This is a genomic window from Bradyrhizobium sp. 170, from assembly GCF_023101085.1.
Lineage (GTDB): Bacteria > Pseudomonadota > Alphaproteobacteria > Rhizobiales > Xanthobacteraceae > Bradyrhizobium.
This window is the reverse complement of sequence record NZ_CP064703.1, coordinates 920,210-941,221: the sequence shown is the minus strand read 5'-3', so window position 1 is coordinate 941,221 and position 21,012 is coordinate 920,210. Positions and strand designations below refer to the sequence as shown.

18 protein-coding genes are annotated in these 21,012 nt (G+C 64.3%); 9 read left to right on the top strand and 9 right to left on the bottom strand.

Going from position 1 to position 21,012, the window contains the following annotated elements:
* Positions 1 to 252 precede the first annotated feature (252 nt).
* Positions 253 to 444 (bottom strand): DUF1192 domain-containing protein, encoded by a 192-nt coding sequence (locus IVB05_RS04425; RefSeq protein WP_247783236.1) that lies wholly within the window; start codon positions 442 to 444, stop codon positions 253 to 255.
* A 103-nt stretch (positions 445 to 547) separates the two neighbouring features.
* Here IVB05_RS04425 and IVB05_RS04420 point away from each other — a divergent pair, with 103 nt between their 5' ends.
* Positions 548 to 1,546 (top strand): NAD(P)H-quinone oxidoreductase, encoded by a 999-nt coding sequence (locus IVB05_RS04420; protein WP_247783235.1) that lies wholly within the window; start codon positions 548 to 550, stop codon positions 1,544 to 1,546.
* Positions 1,547 to 1,666: 120 nt separating this feature from the next.
* On the top strand, positions 1,667 to 4,543 hold the full coding sequence (locus IVB05_RS04415) for an EAL domain-containing protein (protein WP_276578740.1): 2,877 nt from the start codon (positions 1,667 to 1,669) through the stop codon (positions 4,541 to 4,543).
* A gap of 112 nt (positions 4,544 to 4,655) precedes the next feature.
* Here the strand turns inward: IVB05_RS04415 and IVB05_RS04410 are convergent, their stop codons facing one another.
* From IVB05_RS04410 to IVB05_RS04400, 3 genes are all read right to left on the bottom strand, one after another.
* The gene (locus IVB05_RS04410; RefSeq protein ID WP_247783233.1) at positions 4,656 to 6,209 is read right to left on the bottom strand and encodes a L,D-transpeptidase; all 1,554 of its coding nucleotides are present in this window, start codon (positions 6,207 to 6,209) and stop codon (positions 4,656 to 4,658) included.
* A 259-nt stretch (positions 6,210 to 6,468) separates the two neighbouring features.
* Complete coding sequence (locus IVB05_RS04405) at positions 6,469 to 6,903, bottom strand: hypothetical protein (protein WP_247783232.1); 435 nt, start codon at positions 6,901 to 6,903, stop codon at positions 6,469 to 6,471.
* Positions 6,904 to 7,027: 124 nt separating this feature from the next.
* The gene (locus tag IVB05_RS04400; RefSeq protein ID WP_247783231.1) at positions 7,028 to 7,285 is read right to left on the bottom strand and encodes a hypothetical protein; all 258 of its coding nucleotides are present in this window, start codon (positions 7,283 to 7,285) and stop codon (positions 7,028 to 7,030) included.
* A 133-nt stretch (positions 7,286 to 7,418) separates the two neighbouring features.
* Between IVB05_RS04400 and IVB05_RS04395 the strand changes: the two genes are divergently transcribed.
* Complete coding sequence (locus tag IVB05_RS04395) at positions 7,419 to 8,945, top strand: sensor domain-containing diguanylate cyclase (RefSeq protein WP_247783230.1); 1,527 nt, start codon at positions 7,419 to 7,421, stop codon at positions 8,943 to 8,945.
* 176 nt (positions 8,946 to 9,121) lie between these two features.
* Here the strand turns inward: IVB05_RS04395 and IVB05_RS04390 are convergent, their stop codons facing one another.
* Entirely contained in the window at positions 9,122 to 10,003 is an 882-nt protein-coding gene (locus IVB05_RS04390) for a UTP--glucose-1-phosphate uridylyltransferase (RefSeq protein ID WP_247783229.1), read from the bottom strand.
* Between the two features lie 249 nt (positions 10,004 to 10,252).
* Here IVB05_RS04390 and IVB05_RS04385 point away from each other — a divergent pair, with 249 nt between their 5' ends.
* Together IVB05_RS04385 and IVB05_RS04380 are read left to right on the top strand one after the other, a co-directional pair.
* Positions 10,253 to 11,644 carry a lytic murein transglycosylase gene (locus tag IVB05_RS04385; protein WP_247783228.1) on the top strand — a complete coding sequence of 464 codons (1,392 nt, stop codon included), beginning with the start codon at positions 10,253 to 10,255 and terminating at the stop codon, positions 11,642 to 11,644.
* Between the two features lie 157 nt (positions 11,645 to 11,801).
* Positions 11,802 to 13,559, top strand: coding sequence for a DUF459 domain-containing protein (locus IVB05_RS04380; protein WP_247783227.1), 1,758 nt, complete (start codon positions 11,802 to 11,804; stop codon positions 13,557 to 13,559).
* Between the two features lie 66 nt (positions 13,560 to 13,625).
* On the opposite strand, the gene IVB05_RS04375 is transcribed toward IVB05_RS04380, so the two are convergent.
* The 3 genes from IVB05_RS04375 to IVB05_RS04365 form a co-directional block, all read right to left on the bottom strand.
* Positions 13,626 to 14,000, bottom strand: a complete 375-nt coding sequence (locus IVB05_RS04375) for a CsbD family protein (RefSeq protein WP_247783226.1) — start codon at positions 13,998 to 14,000, stop codon at positions 13,626 to 13,628.
* 90 nt (positions 14,001 to 14,090) lie between these two features.
* Positions 14,091 to 14,825: an SDR family oxidoreductase gene (locus IVB05_RS04370; RefSeq protein WP_247783225.1), complete on the bottom strand. Its 735-nt coding sequence runs from the start codon at positions 14,823 to 14,825 to the stop codon at positions 14,091 to 14,093.
* 26 nt (positions 14,826 to 14,851) lie between these two features.
* A complete protein-coding gene (locus IVB05_RS04365) occupies positions 14,852 to 15,370 on the bottom strand; it encodes a GNAT family N-acetyltransferase (protein ID WP_247783224.1) in 519 nt (172 codons plus the stop codon).
* A gap of 85 nt (positions 15,371 to 15,455) precedes the next feature.
* Here IVB05_RS04365 and IVB05_RS04360 point away from each other — a divergent pair, with 85 nt between their 5' ends.
* Both IVB05_RS04360 and IVB05_RS04355 read left to right on the top strand, forming a co-directional pair.
* Positions 15,456 to 16,235: an SDR family NAD(P)-dependent oxidoreductase gene (locus tag IVB05_RS04360; protein ID WP_247783223.1), complete on the top strand. Its 780-nt coding sequence runs from the start codon at positions 15,456 to 15,458 to the stop codon at positions 16,233 to 16,235.
* 276 nt (positions 16,236 to 16,511) lie between these two features.
* The gene (locus tag IVB05_RS04355; RefSeq protein ID WP_247783222.1) at positions 16,512 to 17,399 is read left to right on the top strand and encodes a TauD/TfdA family dioxygenase; all 888 of its coding nucleotides are present in this window, start codon (positions 16,512 to 16,514) and stop codon (positions 17,397 to 17,399) included.
* 129 nt (positions 17,400 to 17,528) lie between these two features.
* On the opposite strand, the gene IVB05_RS04350 is transcribed toward IVB05_RS04355, so the two are convergent.
* Positions 17,529 to 18,179 carry a YqgE/AlgH family protein gene (locus IVB05_RS04350; protein ID WP_247783221.1) on the bottom strand — a complete coding sequence of 217 codons (651 nt, stop codon included), beginning with the start codon at positions 18,177 to 18,179 and terminating at the stop codon, positions 17,529 to 17,531.
* Between the two features lie 135 nt (positions 18,180 to 18,314).
* Between IVB05_RS04350 and IVB05_RS04345 the strand changes: the two genes are divergently transcribed.
* Both IVB05_RS04345 and IVB05_RS04340 read left to right on the top strand, forming a co-directional pair.
* The gene (locus IVB05_RS04345) at positions 18,315 to 19,151 is read left to right on the top strand and encodes a protein-disulfide reductase DsbD domain-containing protein (protein WP_247783220.1); all 837 of its coding nucleotides are present in this window, start codon (positions 18,315 to 18,317) and stop codon (positions 19,149 to 19,151) included.
* 277 nt (positions 19,152 to 19,428) lie between these two features.
* Positions 19,429 to 20,787 (top strand): polysaccharide biosynthesis C-terminal domain-containing protein, encoded by a 1,359-nt coding sequence (locus IVB05_RS04340; RefSeq protein ID WP_247783219.1) that lies wholly within the window; start codon positions 19,429 to 19,431, stop codon positions 20,785 to 20,787.
* Positions 20,788 to 21,012: the final 225 nt, after the last annotated feature.

The following is a 21,012-nucleotide window of genomic DNA, read 5'->3' as shown; positions in this document are numbered from 1 at the left end:
GCCAGTCATAAAGGAGAAAGCTTAATCCTTCGTAAACGAGCGATTTTCTTTAGGGATTATTTGCCATGTCGGCCACTGGCCGAGTTTTGAGATTGACTCCGCAGCTGGTCGTCCCTGCGAACGCAGGGACCCATAACCACCGGCGGTGATGATTGAGGGAAAGTCGGCCAACGGCCTGCCACAAGATGGGCCGCGGCGTATGGGTCCCTGCGTTCGCAGGGACGACGTGGTGAGAGATCGCGTTCGAAGACCTTACGACTTGAAGAAGCTGTCCGCGGCGTCCTTTGAGGCGCGCTTTTTGGTGACCGCTTCTTGCAGCCGTTCGATTTCCGAATTCATCAGCGCGATGCGCTCGGTCAATTCCTCGACCGACAGCAGCGACAGATCCTGGCCGATTTCGTGGGTGATCTTCTTCCGCGGCTTGTCGTCATCCTCGATCGCCATGCGTTTCTCCTTGCGCTGGGCGGTCCCCGGAGCGGTTGCCAGCCGGGGCCGGGCTGGCTAATCAGGGGCCGCCTCAATTCTCAGCATTTCGCAAGGACAAATCATGGAAAAGCTGCCCGCGCAAATGACCGTCATCGGCATCAGCAAGCCCGGTGGTCCGGAAGTGCTGCTGCCCGAAACCCGTGCGGTGCCAACGCCCGGTCCGGGCGAAATCCTCGTCAAGGTGATGGCCGCCGGCGTCAACCGTCCCGACGTTGCGCAGCGTTCCGGCGCCTACCCGCCGCCGCCCGGCGCCAGCGACCTGCCTGGCCTTGAAATCGCCGGCGAAGTGGTCGCGCTCGGCGAAGGCGCCACCAAGCACAAGCTCGGCGACAAGGTGATGTCGCTGGTGGCGGGCGGCGGCTATGCCCAATATTGCATTGCGCAAGACGCGCAGGCGATGGCGGTGCCACCCTCGCTTTCGATCCAGGAAGCCGGTGCGCTCCCGGAAACGCTGATGACGGTCTGGCACAATGTGTTCGAGCGCGGCGCGCTGAAGCCGGGCGAAACCTTGCTGATCCACGGCGGCTCATCCGGCATCGGCACCATGGCAATCCAGCTTGCGAAAGCGTTCGGCGCGAAAGTGATCGTGACCGTTGGCTCGCAGGACAAGATCGACGCCTGCCTGAAACTCGGCGCTGACCGCGCCATCAATTACAAGACCGAGGACTTCGTCGCCGTGGTCAAGGCGGAGACCAACAATGCGGGCGCCAACCTGATCCTCGACATGGTCGCCGGCGACTATGTCGATCGCAACTATGACGCTGCCGCGGTCGATGGCCGAATCGTGCAGATCGCAACCCTCAACGGACCCAAGGTCACCGTCAACATTGCCAAGGTGATGGTGAAGCGGCTGACCCATACCGGCTCCACGCTGCGCCCCCGTACTAATGCGGATAAGGCGGCGATGGTGTCAGCAATTGAGGCCAAGGTGATGCCGCTCTTGCGCGAAGGACGCGTAAAACCGCTGATGGACAGCTCATTCCCGCTGGAAAATGCCGCCGACGCGCACCGGCGGATGGAGACCAGCGCACATATTGGCAAAATTGTGTTGGCGGTATAGCCGATCGCGCGCGGAGTGAAGGCGGAAACCCTTTGATTCACTTTGCTTTCATGTCATTTATCGCGGCAACGCCGACCCGTTCGCTGGGCCGGGAGGGTCGTTGTTCGCGGAGTAATGACATTGCGTCTGATCAGGTGCCTTGCGCTGGTTGCGCTGGGCCTCATGATTGTTGCGGCTGCGCCTCCGGCGCACGCCATTGACGCGGTCAGCGTCCGCAGTGACGCGCCTGCCATCGATCTCACCGCCGTGCTCGATCACCAGCGCAGCGAAACCGACCGCATCCAGGTTTCGACGGCGCCGGGAACCGATGGCATCGTCCGCCGCATCGAGGTCCGCGCCCGCGAGGGCGGACAGAACTGGGTGGTGTTCGCGCTCGCCAACAACACCGACGACCAGCTCGACCGCCTGATCGTCGCGCCCCACTATCGCATCGTGTCGTCGGGCCTGCTGTGGCCCGACCTCGGCCTGTCGCGCATCGCCACCATCACGCCATCGACCGGCGATCGTCCGGAGCGCCAGGAAAGCGCGACCGCCGACATCTTCCGCATCACGCTCGATCCCGGCGCCGTCATCACCTTCGTGGCGGAACTGCGCACCGACAAGCTGCCGCAGCTCTATCTGTGGGAACCCGACGCCTACAAGGACAAGGTCAACTCGTTCACGCTCTACCAGGGCATCGTGATCGGCATCTCCGGCCTCCTGGCCCTCGTGCTCACCATTCTGTTCGTGGTGAAGGGCAGCATCATGTTTCCCGCTGCCGCCGCGCTGGCCTGGGCGGTGCTGGTCTATATCGGTGTCGATTTCGGCTTCTGGGGCAAGGTGCTCGACATGTCGAACAACGCCGAGCGCGTCTGGCGCGCGGCGGGCGAAGCGATCCTGGCGGCGACGCTGCTGGTGTTCCTGTTCGCCTATCTCAATCTCAGTCGCTGGCACGTGCGCTATTCCCACATCACGGTCGGCTGGCTGGCCTTCCTCGGCTCGCTGGTGGCGCTGGCGCTGTTCGATCCCGCGGTAGCTTCCGGCATCGCGCGCATCTCGCTGGTGCTGATCGCCTTCGCCGGCTTTACGCTGATCGTCTATCTCTCGACGCATGGTTTCGACCGCGCGGTGCTGTTGATTCCGACCTGGTTCCTGCTGGTGGTCTGGGTGATCGCGGCCGGCATGACGGTGGGGGGCTCCGTCACCAACGACATCGTCGGCCCCGCTTTGCTCGGCGGCCTCGTGCTGATCGTGATGCTGATCGGATTTACGGTCATGCAGCACGCGTTCGCCGGCGGCGGCGCGACCACCGGCATCGTCTCCGACGTCGAGCGCCGCGCGCTGGCGCTGACGGGCTCCGGCGACCTGATCTGGGACTGGGACGTCTCCGCCGACAAGGTGTTCACCAGCCCGGAGACCGAAAGCCTGCTCGGACTGAAGCGCGGCACGCTGGAAGGCCCCGCCGCGAAATGGCTCGAGGTGCTGCACCCGCTCGACCAGGATCGCTTCCGTGCCGCGCTCGACAGCGTGCTCGACCAGCGCCGCGGCCGGCTGGTGCAGGATTTCCGCCTGCGCACGCCCGACGGTCATTTCATGTGGTTCGCGCTGAAGGCGCGCCCGGTGGTCGGGTCCGACGGCGAGGTCTCGCGGGTGGTCGGCACGCTCACCGACGTTACCGACATCAAGAACGCCGAAGAGCGCATGCTCCATGACTCCGTGCATGACAACCTCACGGGTCTTCCGAACCGCAAATTGTTCATGGACCGCCTCGGCGCGGTGGCCAATTTCACCAAGAGCATGCCGACGCTACGGCCAACGCTGATGGTGATCGACCTCGACCGCTTCAAGCAGGTCAATGATTCCGTCGGCATCGCGGTCGGCGACTCCATCCTGCTGACGCTGGCGCGGCGGCTGACGCGCATCCTCAAACCGCAGGACACGCTGGCGCGGCTGGCCGGCGACCAGTTCGGCCTGATCCTGATATCGGAGCAGGATCCGGCGCGCATCACCGCGTTTGCCGAAACCATCCGCAAGACCATCCGCGCGCCGATCGCCTTCAACGATCGCGAGATCTTCCTGACCGCTTCGATCGGGCTCGCGCTGTCAGATCCGCAGACGCAATTGACCGACGAGATCATCAAGGACGCCGAGCTTGCGATGTACCACTCCAAGCGCATCGGCGGCGACCGTATCGATGTGTACAAACCAGCCATGCGCGCCCGCAAGACCGACCGCCTGACGCTGGAAAGCGAACTGCGCCGCGCCATCGAGCGGCAGGAAATCACCATTCTCTACCAGCCGATCGTACGGCTGGAAGACCGCTCGATCGCCGGCTTCGAAGCGCTGGCGCGCTGGGATCATCCCAAGCTCGGGCGGATGTCGCCGTCGGAATTCATCTCGATTGCCGAGGAGATCGGCCTGATCGTCGATCTCGGCATGTTCGTGATGGACCAGACCGCGCGGCAGCTTTCGGTGTGGCAGCGCGCGATGCGCTCGCGCGAGCCGATCTTTGCCTCCGTCAACGTCTCCTCGCGGCAGTTGCTGCGCCACGATTTGATCCACGATATCCGCACCGTGCTGTCACGCTCGTCGGTCGCGCGCGGCACACTCAAGCTTGAGCTTACGGAATCGCTGGTCATGGAAAATCCCGAGCACGCGGCGCAGATGCTGACGCGCATCCGCGAGCTCGGCACCGGACTGTCGCTCGACGATTTCGGCACCGGCCATTCCTCGCTGGCCTATCTGCAGCGTTTCCCGTTCGACACCATCAAGATCGACCAGTCCTTTGTGCGCACCACCAGCCGCGGCACGCGCCCCGTGATCCTGAAATCGATCATCGCGCTCGCCCACGACCTCGGCATGGACGTGGTGGCGGAAGGCGCCGAGACGGATTCGGATGCGGTCGAGCTCTATCAGCTCGGCTGCGAATACGCGCAAGGCTTTGCCTTCGGCGAGCCGATGGACGCCGACGCCGCGATGCGGCTGCTCACGGAAGAGCGGCTGGAAGCGGCGAGCTAAGCAGCCCCGGCAAAGGCGGCGCGCCATACGCCGCGGCTTGTCTGTGAGGCGATGCTACAACAACGCTTGTGGTTACGGGTCCCCGCTTTCCCTACGCGCGGCGCGCCACGTCTTACTGCCACCAGCCCGGTTGCGCCGGACGATAGTACTGGCCGCCGCCGCGGCGGCGCGTATTACCGGTTTGGGAGTACGGATCGCGCGGGAAATTGAAGAAGCCGAAGCCGTTGTCGCCCTGGACGTCGTCGCTCGCAATGAGGACATCGGGCGTAGGCCGGCGCGTCACGAAGCCGCCCTGCGGCTCGGTGCTCAGCACCGCGACGAACTCGGTGCGATAGTTGGTCTCGCTGCTCAGCGGCTCGTCCGAGATGACGATCGAGGATCGCGGTAATGCGGTCGGCGCGATGCGATCGAGCACCTCCTGCGGGATGGTGATGCGGTCGAGCGCGGCCTTGGCGTTGTCGCCGTTGTCGATCGTGACCGCGGTCCAGCGCAGGCCCGCCTCGTTGCGCGCCACCGCCGTGAACACATGCGTGCCGATCGGTCTTTCGGGATTGCGGATCGTGACCGGAGCCTCAATCGTCGCATCGAACACGATGCCGCCGCCGTCAGGTGCCGGCTTATGCGTGGGGCGGCGCACGTAAAGCTTCTGCGTCGCGCGGCTGATGTAGATCGAGACCGGCTCGAGCGCGAGCTTCGCTTCGTTCGCCGCTTTGGCGCTGTCGGCCTTCCTGGTCTCGGCCGCCTTGGCGGCGTCCTTTGCGGCAGCAGCGGCGCCGGGTTTCGACTGCGCGTCATTCCTGGCAGTGTTGATCTGGTTCGCCAGTTCCGCGGCCTTGGCGGCGGCCTTTTGCTTGAGGTCCTCGGCCCGCGCCTTGGCCTCGTCGGTCTTGGCGGCAGCGAGCGTCTTGTCGGCGTAGGCGAACTCGGCGTCGGCGCGGGTCTTGAGCCCCTCCAGCTTGCGCAGCGACACCTTGAGCGACGCCGCCTCGCGCGCCACAGCCGCGGCGGCTTTCTTCGCCTCTTCGGCCGTCCTGGCGGCCTCCGCCGCCTCGCGGGCGAGCGTCTCGGCGCGCGTCGGTGCAGCCGCAATGGCTTCCGCCTTCGGCACCAACAGCGCCGGGTGGGAGAACTCGACCGGCTCGGCGTTATCAGGCGAGACGATTACCCGCATCCCGATCCGCGTCCTGTCGAACAGCTTCTCGGCAAAGCCAAAGGGCATCCGCACGCAGCCGTGCGAGGCCGCATATCCGGGCAGCGGCCCGCCGTGCAGCGCGATGCCGTTCCAGGTGACGCGCTGCATGTTCGGCATCTCGGCATCGTCATAGAGGCTCGAGCGGTGGTCCTTGTTCTTCTCGAGAATGGCGAACACGCCGGCGGGCGTCTCGCGTCCCGTGGTGCCGGTCGAAACCGGCGCGCGCAAGATCCAGCCGTCGGCGTCGTAGATCGTGACCTGCTGGGTCTTGATCGACACGATCGCCATGATCGGCTCGCCTGCATCGCGCGGCGCCGCCGCCTCGGTGGGAGGCTTGGGGCGCGCCGCCTGTCTCGCCGCGGCGTCGGCAGTCAGCGCCGTCAATGCGGCCATCACCGCGAGCGTCACAGCGGCGGGGGAACCCCAACGCCGCATCGCCACGGTGGATCGCGCCGTCGTAAATCGATTCACCATGCCATGCCCCGGTTGAAATGCCTGTCCGCGCTTGCGTCGATCAAGTGTCAGATCGCGACTTTGGATTAACTAACGCCGTCACCATCCACGCCGCCAATTCGCTCCCGGAACTATCGGCATGTTCCGTTGGGCAATTCTTCATATACGACAGCCCGCGTAGCAGGAAGGGTGGCTCGCGACTGAAATTGGCACTTTTGGGACGCGTAGAGCGCGGTTGCTGTGAGCAGCGCTCGTCCCCTCAAACAAGCCGGGACCGGTGTTACTGCGCCAGAAATCTAAATGCGACAATCAGCGCCACCATGCTCGCGAAAATCAGCAGTGCCGGAAGGTATTTTCGGCTCATTGGCCTGGTCGAATGGCGCGCAGCCGATAGACCGGGCTGAGGTTTAGGCCGTCTCTGGAGCCGCACGGCCTTGCCCTCTGTCGTCGGTGTGCGAGCCTTTTGTTCCGGGGCCGCGCCCACGCCTCCCATCTCGCTGTAATAAGCGCTGTAGACCTCGCGAATGGCCAGGGCCGTGGACTCGGCCTCGCTCATCGTCTCGAGTCGGGTTCGATAGTCAGTCAGAAAGCTCTGTGCGTTTGACGGAAGGTCATCGAAACCACCGAGCTTGGCCATCATGAGCCAAGTGGCGAAATCCGCCTCGGCCTTCGTGCGAGCTTTCTTGGCGATACTGGTGTTGGAGCTAGAGGACATGGTGGTCCGATTGGTTAGTCCGCCCAAACTCGCCGGCGTTCATGGCGATCGTTGGACAGTCCGCCCGCCTGGTCAGGCGGTCGATGTCCGCATGCGCGGTGATGACGGGTTAACGGCCACGCGCTCACTGCCTCACCGGCATCTTCTTGAACTTCACACTCTTGCCATCCGCCTGCCGCGTCGCAATATAGCCGGCTTCCAGGCAGGCCTCGCGCTGCGGCATCTTCTCCTGCGGGCTGCGCAGCGTCTCCCACCATGATGCGCGCTGCGCGGCGCGCGGCAGGGCTGCGTCGATGATCTCCTCGATCTGTTCGAAGCTCAGCACGAATTCAGGAAGTTTTTGCTTCTTCAGATAGTCCCGCAGCAGGTCGTAGTCGTTCACCCGTGTCTCCAATGGCGATTTGCATAAAACCGTCTCTCCCGGCAACCAAGCGTTAACTGATTATCATATCGCTGTCGCCGTTTAAGGCCGCAACAACATATCTGGCAGCATACCGGAAGGCTTGGAGCGGACCATGCTGTTCGGACGGCAAAGCGATGTGGCCGGAAAGGGTTGGTTCAGGAGAGACTCCGGCCGCCGGCCCTGGCGATTGTCCGCGAAGCTGTTGATTGCGTCGTCGATTGCGACCGTGATCGGCTTCTCCACGATTTGCGCCAGCGTCATGCTCGACATGCGCCGCGGCGAGGAAGAGCTCGCGCGCCAGACTCTGGAAAATCTCGCAGCCGGCATCGATGCCGATATCAGCCGGAACATCGAACTGTATGACCTCTCGCTCCGCAACGTCGCCAGCAATCTGGTGATGCCGGAGATCATGGGCGTCAGCAGAGAGATCCAGCACCTGATCCTGTTCGATCATGCCGCCACCGCCAGACATTTCGGCGCAATCCAGGTATTCGACGCGCAGGGCAAGCTGACACACGATGCGGCAAGCCTCGATCCGGCGCCGGAGGATCGCAGCGACGAGGAGTATTTCCAGGTCCATCGCGGAACTCCCGATGCAGGCCTGTACATGAGCCGCCCGATGCTGCGCCGCGGCGCCTATTCGATCGTGCTCAGCCGGCGCATCAACGACACCGATGGTGGTTTTCTTGGCGTCGTCGTGGGCTCGATCCGTTTCACTTATTTCCATGACCTGTTCGGCCGGCTCACCCTCAACCCCGGCGATACGATCACCGTGTTGCGCCGCGATCGAACGATCATCATGCGGACGCCGTTTGACCTGGATGTCATCGGGAAGAACCTGGCGGAGCGGCCAAAATGGCGCGCGGACAATCTGAAGGAAGGCACCGCCTATGCCGGCATCGGGCCGGTCGATCCGACACCGCGGCTTTATGTTCGAAGCGGCAGCACGAACTTGTTCTTTGTCGTGGTCGGAAAGCCGCTGGCGAGCATCCTGAACCTTTGGCACCGGGAAGTGCTGCGGATCGGAGCGGTCATGATGACGCTGATCCTGTTCGTGGTCGGCACCACGCTGTTCCTCGCGCGTGAGATCGGCCGCCGCGCCGAGGCCGAAGAGAAACTCGAAGAGCTCGCGACGACGGACTCGCTGACGGGGCTGAAGAACCGGCGCAAATTCGATATCGAGATCGATCTGGAGTGGCGGAGAGCAGCGCGCAACAAGACCCCCGTCGCGGTGCTGATGATCGATGCCGACCATTTCAAAGCCTACAACGACACCTACGGGCATCAGGCCGGCGACCAGGTCCTGGTCGGCATTGCGATCTGCATTTCGGACGCGGTTCGGCGGGCCGGCGACTGCCCGGCGCGCTATGGCGGCGAAGAATTCGCGGTACTGCTGCCGGGCCTCTCGGCCGTGGAAGCGTTCACCGTCGCCGAAACCATCCGCCTGAAGGTCGAACAATGGGCGGAAGATCCCAATGTCACGACGGTCAGCGTCGGCGTGGCGAGCATGACGCCCACGGCAGCCATCGACTGGTCCTATCTCATCGAAGCGGCCGACAAGGCGCTTTACGCGGCCAAGGCCAACGGCCGTAATCAGTCCGTGCTCGCCGCGATCCCGCAGCTCGCGCTGGTGGCGTGAGGCAGTCTCGTCATGCCCGCGAAGGCGGGCATCCAGTACGCCGCGCCGCATCGGATGAATCACCAATGCCGCGGAGTACTGGATCATCCGCCGGAGCCTGTCATCGGGCGCGCATTCGCGCGACCCGTTGGCGGATGATGACAGCGGAGAACACTGACCGAGTACGTCTCCTCGCCTCACTTCTCCAGATACTTCTTCATCTCCTCGCGCAGGCCGTCGCGCAGGTCGTCGCGCGCCATGCCGTAGGCGATGTTGGCGCGCAGGAAGCCGGATTTCGAGCCGCAATCGTGCCGCTCACCCTCGAACTCCACGCCGTAGAACTTTTGCGTCCTGGCAAGGGTTTTCATCGCATCGGTGAGCTGGATCTCGTTGCCCGCACCGCGCTCCTGGGTTTCCAGGATCTTGAAGATTTCCGGCTGCAGGATGTAGCGCCCGGTGATCGACAGGTTTGACGGCGCGGTGCCCTTTGGCGGCTTCTCCACCATGCCGTCGACCTCGAACATGTTTTTGGCGAGGCGCTTGCCGACGCCGCAGATGCCGTATTGGTGCGCGAGATCGTCAGGCACCGCCTCCACCGCGAGCAGGTTGGACTTGCCGCCGAGCTTGGCGGCAGCCTCGATCATCTGCTTTAGGCAACCGGGCGCATTCAGCACCAGTTCGTCCGGCAGCACCACCGCGAACGGCTCGTCACCGACGATGTCGCGCGCGCACCAGACCGCGTGCCCGAGGCCGAGCGGCGCCTGCTGGCGGGTGAAACTCGTGGCGCCGGCTTCGGGCTGGTCGCGCGCCAAAATGTCCTGCTCGGCCTTCTTGTTGCCGCGCGCAGCCAGCGTGGTGTCGAGCTCGAACATCCGGTCGAAATGATCCTCGATCACGCCCTTGTTGCGCCCGGTGACGAAGACGAAATGCTCAATCCCCGCTTCCTTGGCTTCGTCGAACACGTACTGAATCAGCGGCTTGTCGACGATGGTCAGCATTTCCTTCGGCATCGCCTTGGTGGCGGGCAGGACGCGGGTGCCGAGACCGGCGACCGGGAAGACGGCTTTGCGGATTTTCATGGGATGTCGCGGGCCTTGGAAATGAGGAATTTGGGAACGGGGGAAAGTGCTTTGATTGCACGTTGCTAGCCGGTTTGCATCCCCCAACAAAGGCGGATGTATGGTGCCGATTGTTTCGCCTCCCCTTGCGCTGGCGGGGGGCGACAACGAAATTCCGCCTCTGTTAAGCTGTTGGAAACCGTGGCAGGGCCTTCTGAACCGGGGTGAGAAGCAACGGACGGACACTGAATGGGTTTGCCTGAACGAGCGATGACTAATCGAGCCGGCGCGATCATAATCGCGGCGGCGCTGGTGTGTTCCAGCCATGCCGTTTTTGTCAGCCCGTCCCAAGCTCAATCTCAACCCCAATCCTCCGGCAACGGGGTTTCGAACTTTTTCGGCAACATCTTCTCCGGTCCTAAATCCGGCCCGGCGCCGCAGGCCGCGCCCGGTCCCGACGGCGGTCCGCCGCCCTGGAGCGGCGAGGACGGCGCCTCCGGCCATCCGCTGATGACCGCCTCCGCCATCCGGGAAGCGGCGGCGAATTTTCAAAATTGCGTCGCCTCGATGTGGCCTGATGCCGCACGGCGCAACATCACCCAGCAGAATTTCGAGCGCTTCACCGCAGGTCTCGCGCCTGATTTGCGCATCATGGACCTGATGGATTCGCAGCCCGAATTCACCAAGGCGATCTGGGACTATCTCGACATCCTCGTGAACGACAACCGCCTCGCCAAGGGCCGCGAGATCCTCGAGAAATACAAGCCGCAGTTCGACGCGGTGGAGAAGGCCTATGGCGTCGACCGCTACGCGATCGCCTCGATCTGGGGCATCGAATCCAACTACTCGACGCAGATGGGCGACCGCAACGTGGTGCAGTCGACGGCGACGCTGGCCTGCGTCGGCCGCCGCCAGGCCTATTTCAAGGACGAATTCCTCACCGCGCTGGAAATCCTTAACCGCGGCGATCTGCGTCCCGAACAGATGCGCGGCTCCTGGGCCGGCGCGTTCGGGCCGACGCAGTTCATGCCGACCGCCTTCAAGCGCTATGCCGTGGACGCCGACGGCGACGGCCGCCGCGACGTGGTCGACAACGCTGCCGATTTGATCGCCTCCACCGCCAACAACCTCAAGAAGGACGGCTGGCAGACCGGGCGGAGCTGGGGCTACGAGGTGGTGCTGCCGGAGGGTTTTAATTTCATGCTGGCGGACAAGGCCAAGGCGATGACGATCGCGCAGTGGCAGAGCCAGGGAATGAAGCGGGCCGACGGCAAGCCGTTCCCTGACACCACGGAAAAGGCCTACCTGCTGGCGCCTGCCGGCACGCAGGGGCCCGGCTTCCTGATGCTGCAGAATTTCCGGGTGATCATGAAATACAACCCGGCGGAGGCCTATGCGCTGGCGATCGGCCATTTTGCCGACCGCCTGCGCGGCGGACCCGCCTTCGTGCAGCCTTGGCCGCGGCAGGAACGGGTGCTGTCGCGCACGGAACGGCTGGAACTGCAGCAGCTCCTGGCCCAGCGCGGCTTCTACAAGGGCACGCCGGACGGCCAGTTTGGCGGCCAGACGCGGGAGGCGCTGCGCGGCTTCCAGGCCTCGATCGGGGCGCCGGCGGACGGATTCGCCTCCTCCGACGTGCTGGAGCGGCTGCGGGGGCGGTAAACCCCGCTTTTAGCCCTAGAGTAACCCTGAACACCGCGATTCGGCAGAAGCCTTGACGGTCAGGCCGGAACCCCGGTTTATGAGGAAAATCTGCCCGCTTGCGGCCCGATTCCAGTACTATATTTGACACCTCACGATCCATTGCGACCCGAGGCGGATGCGAAAGCCAAAGTCCTTTTTGCACGTGTTCACCGACACCGGCCCGCTGGTGGCGCTGGCGGTTGCGATCGCGCTCCCGATCGGGATCGTGGGCCCTGCCTCGGCGCAATTCTTCAATTTCGGAGGGCCCTCCCGCCCCGCCCCGCGCAGCGGCGGCAGCTGGTTCGGCGGCGATTTCTTTGCGCCATTCCAGCAGCAGGCCCCGCAACAAGCGCCGCGCCAGGACTTTTCCCGCGCGCCCGGGCCTGCCAAGCGCGACACGGTGCCGGAACGTAACGTGCTGGTGCTCGGCGACGCCATGGCCGACTGGCTCGGCTATGGTCTGGAAGACGCCTATACCGAGCAGCCCGACATGGGCGTGATCCGCAAGCACAAGACCGTCTCCGGCCTGATCAAGTATCAGCCGCGCGGCGAACCCGCCGATTGGGCCGCGGCCGCCAAGGCCATCCTCGCCGCCGAAAAGCCGGACGCCATCGTCGTCATGCTCGGCCTCAACGATCGCGTGGCCATCCGCGAAGCAGCGCCTGAGAAGAAGAGCGACAAGAAAGACGATAAGAAAGACGCGCGCGCCAAGCCGGGCGATGCAAAGCCCAAGCCCGAAAGCGCGACTGATACGGCCAAGGCCGATGCTGGCAAGGCTGATGGAACCAAGGCAGACACTGCCAGGACAGACGCTGCCAAGGCTGATACCGCGAAGGCTGACGATGCCGAGGACGATGATGCGCCGCAAATCGCCGCCCCCGAAAAGAGCGCGCGCGCGGGCGGCGGGCTGTACGAGTTTCGCGACGAGCGCTGGGTCGAACTCTATGCCAAGAAGATCGAAGAGCTGATCGGCGTTCTCAAGAGCAAGGGCGTGCCGGTGCTGTGGGTCGGCCTGCCGGCGATCCGCGGCCCGAAGGGAACGTCCGACATGCTGTTCCTCGATGCGCTGTATCGCGATGGCGCGGGCAAGGCCGGCATCACCTATGTCGATGTCTGGGACGGCTTTGTCGATGAAGCCGGCCGCTTCCTGCAGAAGGGCCCCGACTTCGAAGGCCAGATTCGCCAGCTGCGCACGTCCGACGGCGTCTTTTTCACGAGGCCCGGCGCCCGCAAGCTCGCGCACTATGTCGAGCGCGAGGTGACGCGCATCCTCGCTTCACGCTCGGGGCCGATCGCAGTGCCGATCGAGCCGACAACCCCGGACGCCAATGTCGTTCCAGGTCAACCGGCGCCGCGCCCTCTCGCCGGACCGGTTATGCCGCTGGTGGCCTCTTCCGTCGGCACCGATCAGTTGCTCGGCGGTCCCGGCACGCGCCCGGCCGGGGTGGATGCGCTGGCTGCGCGCACGCTCGTGAAGGGTGAAGCGCTGGCGCCACCGGCTGGCCGCGCCGACGATTACGCCTGGCCGCGCCGGGAAATCGGCCGCGAGCAGGCCAAGGGCGACACGCCGGTAGCAGCCACATCGCCAAGCGGAACGGTGGCGGCAGTGCCCGGACAGAAGCAGCTTTTGCTCCCGCCGCCGCAGCAAACGTTACAACAACAAAAGAAGCAGCCGCAGCAGCCGATGCAGATCCGACCCGCGCAAAACAACGGGCCGTCGCTGCGCGATTTCTTCGGCGGGTTCGGCGCGGGCGGGTTCGGCGCGGCGCCGCGTCAGCCCGCGCCGCCTGCGGCCGCACCGCCGCGTGGACCCGTGGCCCCGGGCGCGCCGCGCCCGCCGGGTAGTGTCGGACGATCGGCCGAGGTCCCGCCGGGCAATCTCACGCGATTCTGACGCCTCACCATGAGACGCAGGTCCGGACGATGCATTGCATCGCCGGGCAAACTAATCAGGGCTGTCCTAGCCGTAGTAGCGCCAGCGCGGCGGCGGGCGGCGCGGCGGGCGTGTCATCAACAGTGCCAGCGTAAATCCAATTCCACCTGCAACCAGCAGCGCGCCGAGCGGATTTTCCCGCACGGTCTTCGCCAACGCTTGCTGGCCGCTGCGAACCGTGTCACCGCTGTTTTCATAGGCGTCCTTGGCATAGTTGACGGCGGCATCCGAGGCGTCGCGGGCTGCATCCTTGGCCTGGCCGTAGAGATTTTGCACCGTGCCGGCCGCTTCGCGCGCGCTGCCCTCGGCTTGCGTCTTCGCATCGCCAGCAATGTCGCCGACAGTGCTTTCGACCCTACCGGCAAAGTCCTTGGCCGAGCCGACAATCCGATCCTTGTCCATCGCGGTCTCTCCTGTTTTCAGAGGATGTAACCGACGAGCCCCGCTCGGGTTCCTAAAACGCTCGAAACGCCTTCACTCAGAGTACTCGGCTCAAAGTATAAGCCCGCCATCGACCACGATGGTCTGGCCGATGATGTAGGACGAAAGCGGTGAGGCCAGGAACAGCGCCGCACCGGCCATGTCGGCCGGCGTACCGAGCCGCTTCAGCGGGATCCGCTCCAGCGCGCCTTCGAGGCGCTTCGGATTTGACGTCGTCGCCTTGGTCATCTTGGTGTCGACCAGGCCGGGCGCGATGCCGTTGACGCGGATGCCATTCTCGGCCCACGCCTCGCCGAGCGTGCGCGTCAAGCCCACCGCGCCGGTCTTCGAGGCGTTATAGGCCGGGTTGCCCATGGTGGAATGATAGGCGGCGGTCGAACTGACGATGATCAGCGAACCCTGGCTCGCGCTCAGCATCGCGTGGAATTTGGTCGCGCACGCCATCAGGCTCATCAGGTTGACTTCCAGCACTTTTCGAAAGCCATCCATCTCGAATTCGCCGCGGCGATAGATCACCGCGCCTTGCGCCAGCACCAGCACGTCGAGCTTTTCGAAGGACGGCTTGAAGGCTTCAATGGCTTGAGCGTTGCTGACGTCGAGCTGCGAATATTCGAGGCCCTGGAGGTCCGATCCTTCGCCGGCGAAGTAATCGGCAGGGTTCGCGCGGGTGCCGCAAACGGCGACGCGCGCGCCCTTGGCGCGGAAGGCCTGCGCGATGCCGTTACCGATGCCACTGGAGCCGCCGACCACCAGCACCTGTTTGCCGCTGAAATCCAGTTCGTTCATTCCTGCGATCCTTTTTTGATTGTGTTTTAACTCAAGTCTTCGTCGAGGAATTTGACCATCAGAACCTCGTCGAAATATCGGCCGTCCTGCTTGAGGGCTCGCTTTTCAAAGCCGTATTCGACAAAGCCCATGGCGCCGTAAAGCCGGCACGCAGCCTTGTTCTCGTTCACCACAGTCAGCTGAACCATCTCAACGCGCCCGTGTGCATGGTCGAGCACAGCGGCGACAAGTCTTTTTCCAAGATCCAGATTTCGCGCAGCAACTCGAACATACATGCCCCAAAGCAGCCCTTTATGCGCCTGCTTCGAACCATCCTGCGCGGCATATCCGGCTATTCCAACGAGCGCCCCATCAAGGAATGCGCCGAAGATATCTGCGCGGCCAACGACCGCTTCGAACCACGACAGCGGTTGCGCGTTTTCTCTCTCGAACGTGCTGGCGAAAGCCTCGGGATTTCTTTCCAGCGCCTCCAGCCGGATGTCCCTGTAGAGGGCGGCGTCTGAAGTCTCGAGGCGACGAATCTGCAGAGGGGGAATATCGGCCACCGTTGCACCTGTTCCTGCCTGGTTTGACCTGTCTGCGGATCGGTGCCAGCCTTGTCAATTCAGCACCTTCTGTCCGGACCCCATCATGTCAGATTTCAGACGGCTTAGCCGCTCGGTCAAAGGCCTGACCGTCCTCGTCACCGGCGCCGCCAGCGGCATGGGCCGCGCCACCGCGCTTGTGTTCGCCGCCGATGGCGCCAACGTCGCCGTCACCGACATCAGCGCCGAGGCCACGCAGGCCGTGGCCAGCGAGATCGCGGCAAGCGGCGGCGCGGCAAAGGCGTGGACCCTCGACGTCGCCGACCGCTACAACATCACCGCCGTCGTCAACGAGGTCGCGGCGCATTTCGGCGGAATCGATATCGTCGTCAACAATGCCGGCATCTCGGTGCGCGTCGCGATCGACGACGAGGGCTATGACGAGGCCTGGGCCAAAGGGTTGGCGGTGATGCTGACCGCGCATCAGCGCATCATCCGCGCCGCGTTGCCTTACCTGCGCAAATCGAAATCGCCGCGGATCGTCAATATCGCCTCCACCGAAGCGCTCGGCGCCACCGCGCTGCACAGCCCCTACTCCGCCGCCAAGGCCGGCGTCGTCGGCCTGACGCGTTCGCTTGCGGTCGAGCTCGGCCGCGACGGCATCACGGTGAACTGCATCTGCCCGGGGCCGATCCTTACCGGCATGACCGCCCGGATCGCCGCCGAGCACAAGGCAATCTACGCCAAGCGCCGCACCGCCCTCGGCCGCTACGGCGACCCCGAAGAGGTGGCGCACATGACGCTGAGCCTGTGCCTGCCGGCGGCCTCGTTCCTGACCGGCGCCGTCATCCCCGTCGACGGCGGGCTGATGGCGCGCAATGGTTGAGGCGTTCCCCGGATGCTGCGCAGCACCGAAAGCGCGTTCACGCGCGTCTTCGACGCGCTATGGTGATGCGCTGCTGATCCGGGGTCCATCGTGGGTCCCGGCTCTGCGGAGCAGCGTTTGCCGGACGATGCTCCGCATCGCCGGGGCTGCACCGCGTCCGGGACACGAAGCGGGCGCAATGCCGCATGCGCCCCGCAACGTTGACTTGGCCATTTCAGGGAGTAGTTTTTCTCACAAGAAAGCGGGACACACCGCGCCGCATCCTGGAGAAACGCCATGACGGTCACGATCCGGCAGCTTCATCCGCATTTTTTCGGCGAGGTTTCGGGCGTTGATTTGCGAAGTCCCCTGACGCCGCAGGAGGCGGCCGACATCGAGGCCGGCATGGACAAGTATGCCGTGCTGCTGTTTCGCAACCAGGACATCACGGACGAACAGCAACTGGCCTTTGCGCTGAATTTCGGCGAGCGCGAGAAGGCGCGGGGCGGCACCATCACCAAGAAAGAAGACTACCGCCTGACGTCGGGCCTGAACGACGTTTCCAACCTCGGCAAGGACGGCAAGCCGCTGGCGCGCGACAACCGCACCCATCTGTTCAATCTCGGCAACTGCCTGTGGCATTCCGACAGCTCGTTCCGCCCGATCCCGGCAAAGTTTTCGCTGTTGTCGGCGCGGGTGGTGAACCCCAAGGGCGGCAACACCGAATTCGCCGACATGCGCGCGGCCTATGACGCGCTCGACGACGACACCAAGACCGAGATCGAAGACATGATCTGCGAGCATTCGCTGATGTATTCGCGCGGCTCGCTCGGCTTCCTGGATTATTCCGACGAAGAGAAAGCGATGTTCAAGCCGGTGCTGCAGCGGCTGGTGCGGACCCATCCGGTGCACCGCCGCAAGTCACTGTATCTGTCATCGCATGCCGGCGCCATCAAAGGCATGAGCATGCCCGAGGCGCGGCTGTTGCTGCGCGACCTGAACGAGCACGCCACGCAGCCGGAATTCGTCTACGTCCACAAATGGACCCTGCACGACCTCGTAATGTGGGACAATCGCCAGACCATGCACCGCGTGCGGCGCTACGACCAGTCGCAGCCCCGCGACATGCGCCGCGCGACCGTTGCGGGCAGCGAGCCGACGGTGCAGCAGCAGGCAGCGGAGTAGCGAGCCAAAGCCGTAGGGTGGGCAAAGGCGCACTTGCGCCGTGCCCACCATCCATCCAAACCGTTGTCGTGAATGGTGGGCACGCTTCGCTTTGCCCACCCTACGAATCTGCGTTCGCAGGGACGACACCTACGCGTGCCCTGCCTCGTTCGACAGCATGCCGGGATCGATGCCGATCTTGCGCAACGCGCGCTGGTATTTGTCATCGACGTCGTCGCCGAAGATCAGCTCCGGGTCGGCGTCGCAATGCAGCCAGCCATTGTGCTGGATCTCGCTCTCGAGCTGGCCCGGCGCCCAGCCGGCATAGCCCAGCGCCAGGATCGCGTGCTTCGGTCCGGTGCCCTTGGCGATCGCCTTGAGGATGTCCACTGTCGCGGTCAGGCAGATGCCTTCGTCGATATTCAGCGTCGCGTCCTTGATGAAGAAATCGCTGGAATGCAGCACGAAGCCGCGGCCGGTATCGACCGGGCCGCCCTTCAGCACCTGCATCGTCTCGGCGTTTTCCGGCAGCTTGATCTGGTCCGCCTTCTCGATGATGTCGAGCTGCACCAGCAGTCCCGGGAAGTCGATGCTGCCGGCCGGACGGTTGACAATGATGCCCATCGCCCCTTCCGGCGAATGCGCGCACATGTAGATGACGGAGCGCTCGAAGCGCGGATCGCCCATGACCGGCATGGCGATCAGCAGCCGGCCGTCCAGGTAGCCCTCGCCGGACGAATTGTCGCCAATACCGGCGGCTTTGCGGCGAACGGGCTTCGGTGTCTTGCCTTCAGGGCTCATCCGCAAAGGCCTCTCTTGCTGATTCATATCCTGATATCGGGTGCGGTTTCTGTCAATCAAGCTTCCGGCATCGTTCGGCGGCCGATCACACGCAATTCAATGGTTTGCGCCGCAACTTGCCTGTAAAGACGTCCCATGATCGTGATGGTTCCCCTGCGCGCCGCGCTCGGCGTCGCCGCCCTATGTGTCGCGTGTGCGACGTCTGAGGTTCGCGCCGAGGATGCCTCGCCGTGGCAGCGCGACGCGCATTCCGCAGTGCGGTTGCTGGCGGGATCGCGCAGCGGCACGGTGCTGCTCGGCGGCGTTGCCATCCAGTTGCAGCCGGGATGGAAGACCTATTGGCGGACGCCCGGCGATTCCGGCGTCCCGCCCCGCTTCGACTTCTCCAAATCGGACAATGTCGAAGCCGTGACCGTGCTGTGGCCGGCACCGAAGAAATTCGACGACGGCGCCGGCGGCACCGCGCTGGGATACAAGCAGCAGGTCGTGTTGCCCCTGCGGATCGTCGCCAAAAATGCCGACAAGCCGGTGACGTTGCGCGCCCACATCAGTTACGCCGTCTGCGACAAGCTCTGCATTCCGGTCGAAGCCCATGCCGAACTCGCTTTTGCCAGCGTCGCAAGCACCGAGGACGGCAACCTGTCCGATGCGCTCAATACGGTGCCGAAGCCCGCCAATATCGGCGACCCCAATCCGCTGACCATCCGCGACGTCAAGCGCGAGGGGAAGAACAATGTGCTGGTCGACGTGACCGCGCCCGAGGCCAAGGAGGTCAGCCTGTTCGTCGAGGGGCCGACGCCCGACTGGGCGCTGCCGGTTCCCAGGCTGGTCGAGCAAAGCCCGCCCGGCGTCAAACGCTTTGCCTTCGAACTCGACGGCCTGCCGCCCGGCGCCAGCGCTGAAGGCGCCGCGCTCAAACTGACGCTGGTCAGCGGCGACCGGGCCTACGAGTTCAACGTCAGTTTGAATTGACGGTTTCTCGTCGCCCCTGCGAACGCAGGGGCCCATACGCCGCGGCCGGCGGAATGGGCAGGAGGGGGAGACGGCTTTGCTTCAGCAAGCCGCAGCGGTAGTTGGCAGAGCGTCGGCGACCACACTCCCTCGATGGATCACGCGGTATGGGTCCCTGCGTTCGCAGGGACGACGCCCGGGGAGGCTCCCACCCAACCGAATCTTAACGAATGGTTGATACATCCGGCCATCGCCGCCGCCTCGCGGCGCGTTTCGGGGATGCACCCTTGTGGCCGTGATGGATACGCAATCCGCAACCGCTTCACCTGCCGGCCTGATCGCGCGCCTGCGGTCCCTGCTTGGCGGCTCCAGTGAAGCCTCCGTCACCAGGCGGCTGGCCGGCACCATCTTCATCATCCGCGTCTTCAGCGCAGCGCTCGCCTATTTCGCGCAGATCCTGCTGGCGCGCTGGATGGGCGGCTCGGATTACGGCGTCTATGTCTATGTCTGGACCTGGGTGCTGCTGCTCGGCAGCATGATGGATTTCGGCATCTCGGCATCCGCGCAGAAGATCATTCCGGAGTATCGAACCCGCGGCGAACATGCCCTGCTGCGCGGCTTCCTCTCCGGCAGCCGATGGATCACGTTCGCCGTCTCCTCAATCGTTTCGCTGCTGCTGGCGAGCATGGTGAAGGGATTGTCGCCGTGGATCGACGCCAACGCGATCGTTCCCCTCTATATCGGCTGCCTGACGCTGCCGGCCTTTGTCGTCGCCAACACCCAGGACGGCATCGCGCGCTCGCATGACTGGATGCGGCTCGGCCTGATGCCGCAGTTCATCGTGCGGCAGTCGCTGATCATCGGCCTGACCGCCGGCGCCTTTGCGCTCGGCTTCAATCTCGGCGCCACCGCCGCGATGTGGGCCAGTGCCGCCGCGGTATGGATCGCGATGATCGGCCAGATGATCGTGCTGAACCGCAGGCTCGGCGGCCACATCGAGCCTGGCCCGAAGGCCTATGACTTCCGCGGCTGGCTCGCGGTCTCGCTGCCGATCCTGATGGTCGAAAGCTTTTATCTGCTGTTGTCCTACACCGACGTGCTGGTGCTGCAGCAGTTCCGCTCCTCCGAAGAAGTCGGTGTCTATTTCGCCGTGGTGAAGACGCTGGCACTGGTCTCCTTCATCCACTATGCGATGGCGGCGACGACGGCGCATCGCTTTGCCGAGTACCACGCGCAGGGCGACAAGGCGCGGCTGTCGGCCTATGTGGCGCACGCGATCCAATGGACATTCTGGCCGTCGCTGGCCGCGACCATCCTGCTGCTGGCGCTTGGCAAGCCGCTGCTGTGGCTGTTCGGACCGCAATTCGTGGTCGGCTACGACATCATGTTCATTGCCGCAATTGGCCTCGTGGTACGATCCGCCATCGGCCCGGTCGAGCGACTGCTCAACATGCTCGGCCACCAGCACATCTGCGCGCTGGCCTATGCGCTCGCTTTCGTCATGAACCTCGTGCTGTGCGTGATGCTGGTGCCGCGCTTCGGCGGCCATGGTGCTGCGGCCGCGACCTCGATCTCGCTGGCGTTCGAGACGGTGCTGCTGTTCTGGATCGTGCGCCGGCGGCTCGGACTGCACGTGCTGGCGTTCGGCAAACGCTGATCCGGGCGGCCCAACTGGCATTGATGTGCGGCGCACTTGCGCCAGCCTGCCCCTGGAAACAGACGATCCCGAGTGTGCTGGCCGCTGCCGTCTGACGGTTGCCTCATGTGAGGCGGCAGGACGTCGTTATCGTCCGGCGCTGGCATAATGGGGAAAAAAACCAGCGGACTCCGATGTGCGCAAGAAACATTCTTATTTCAGCCAAACCGGCACGATTGTTAGGCC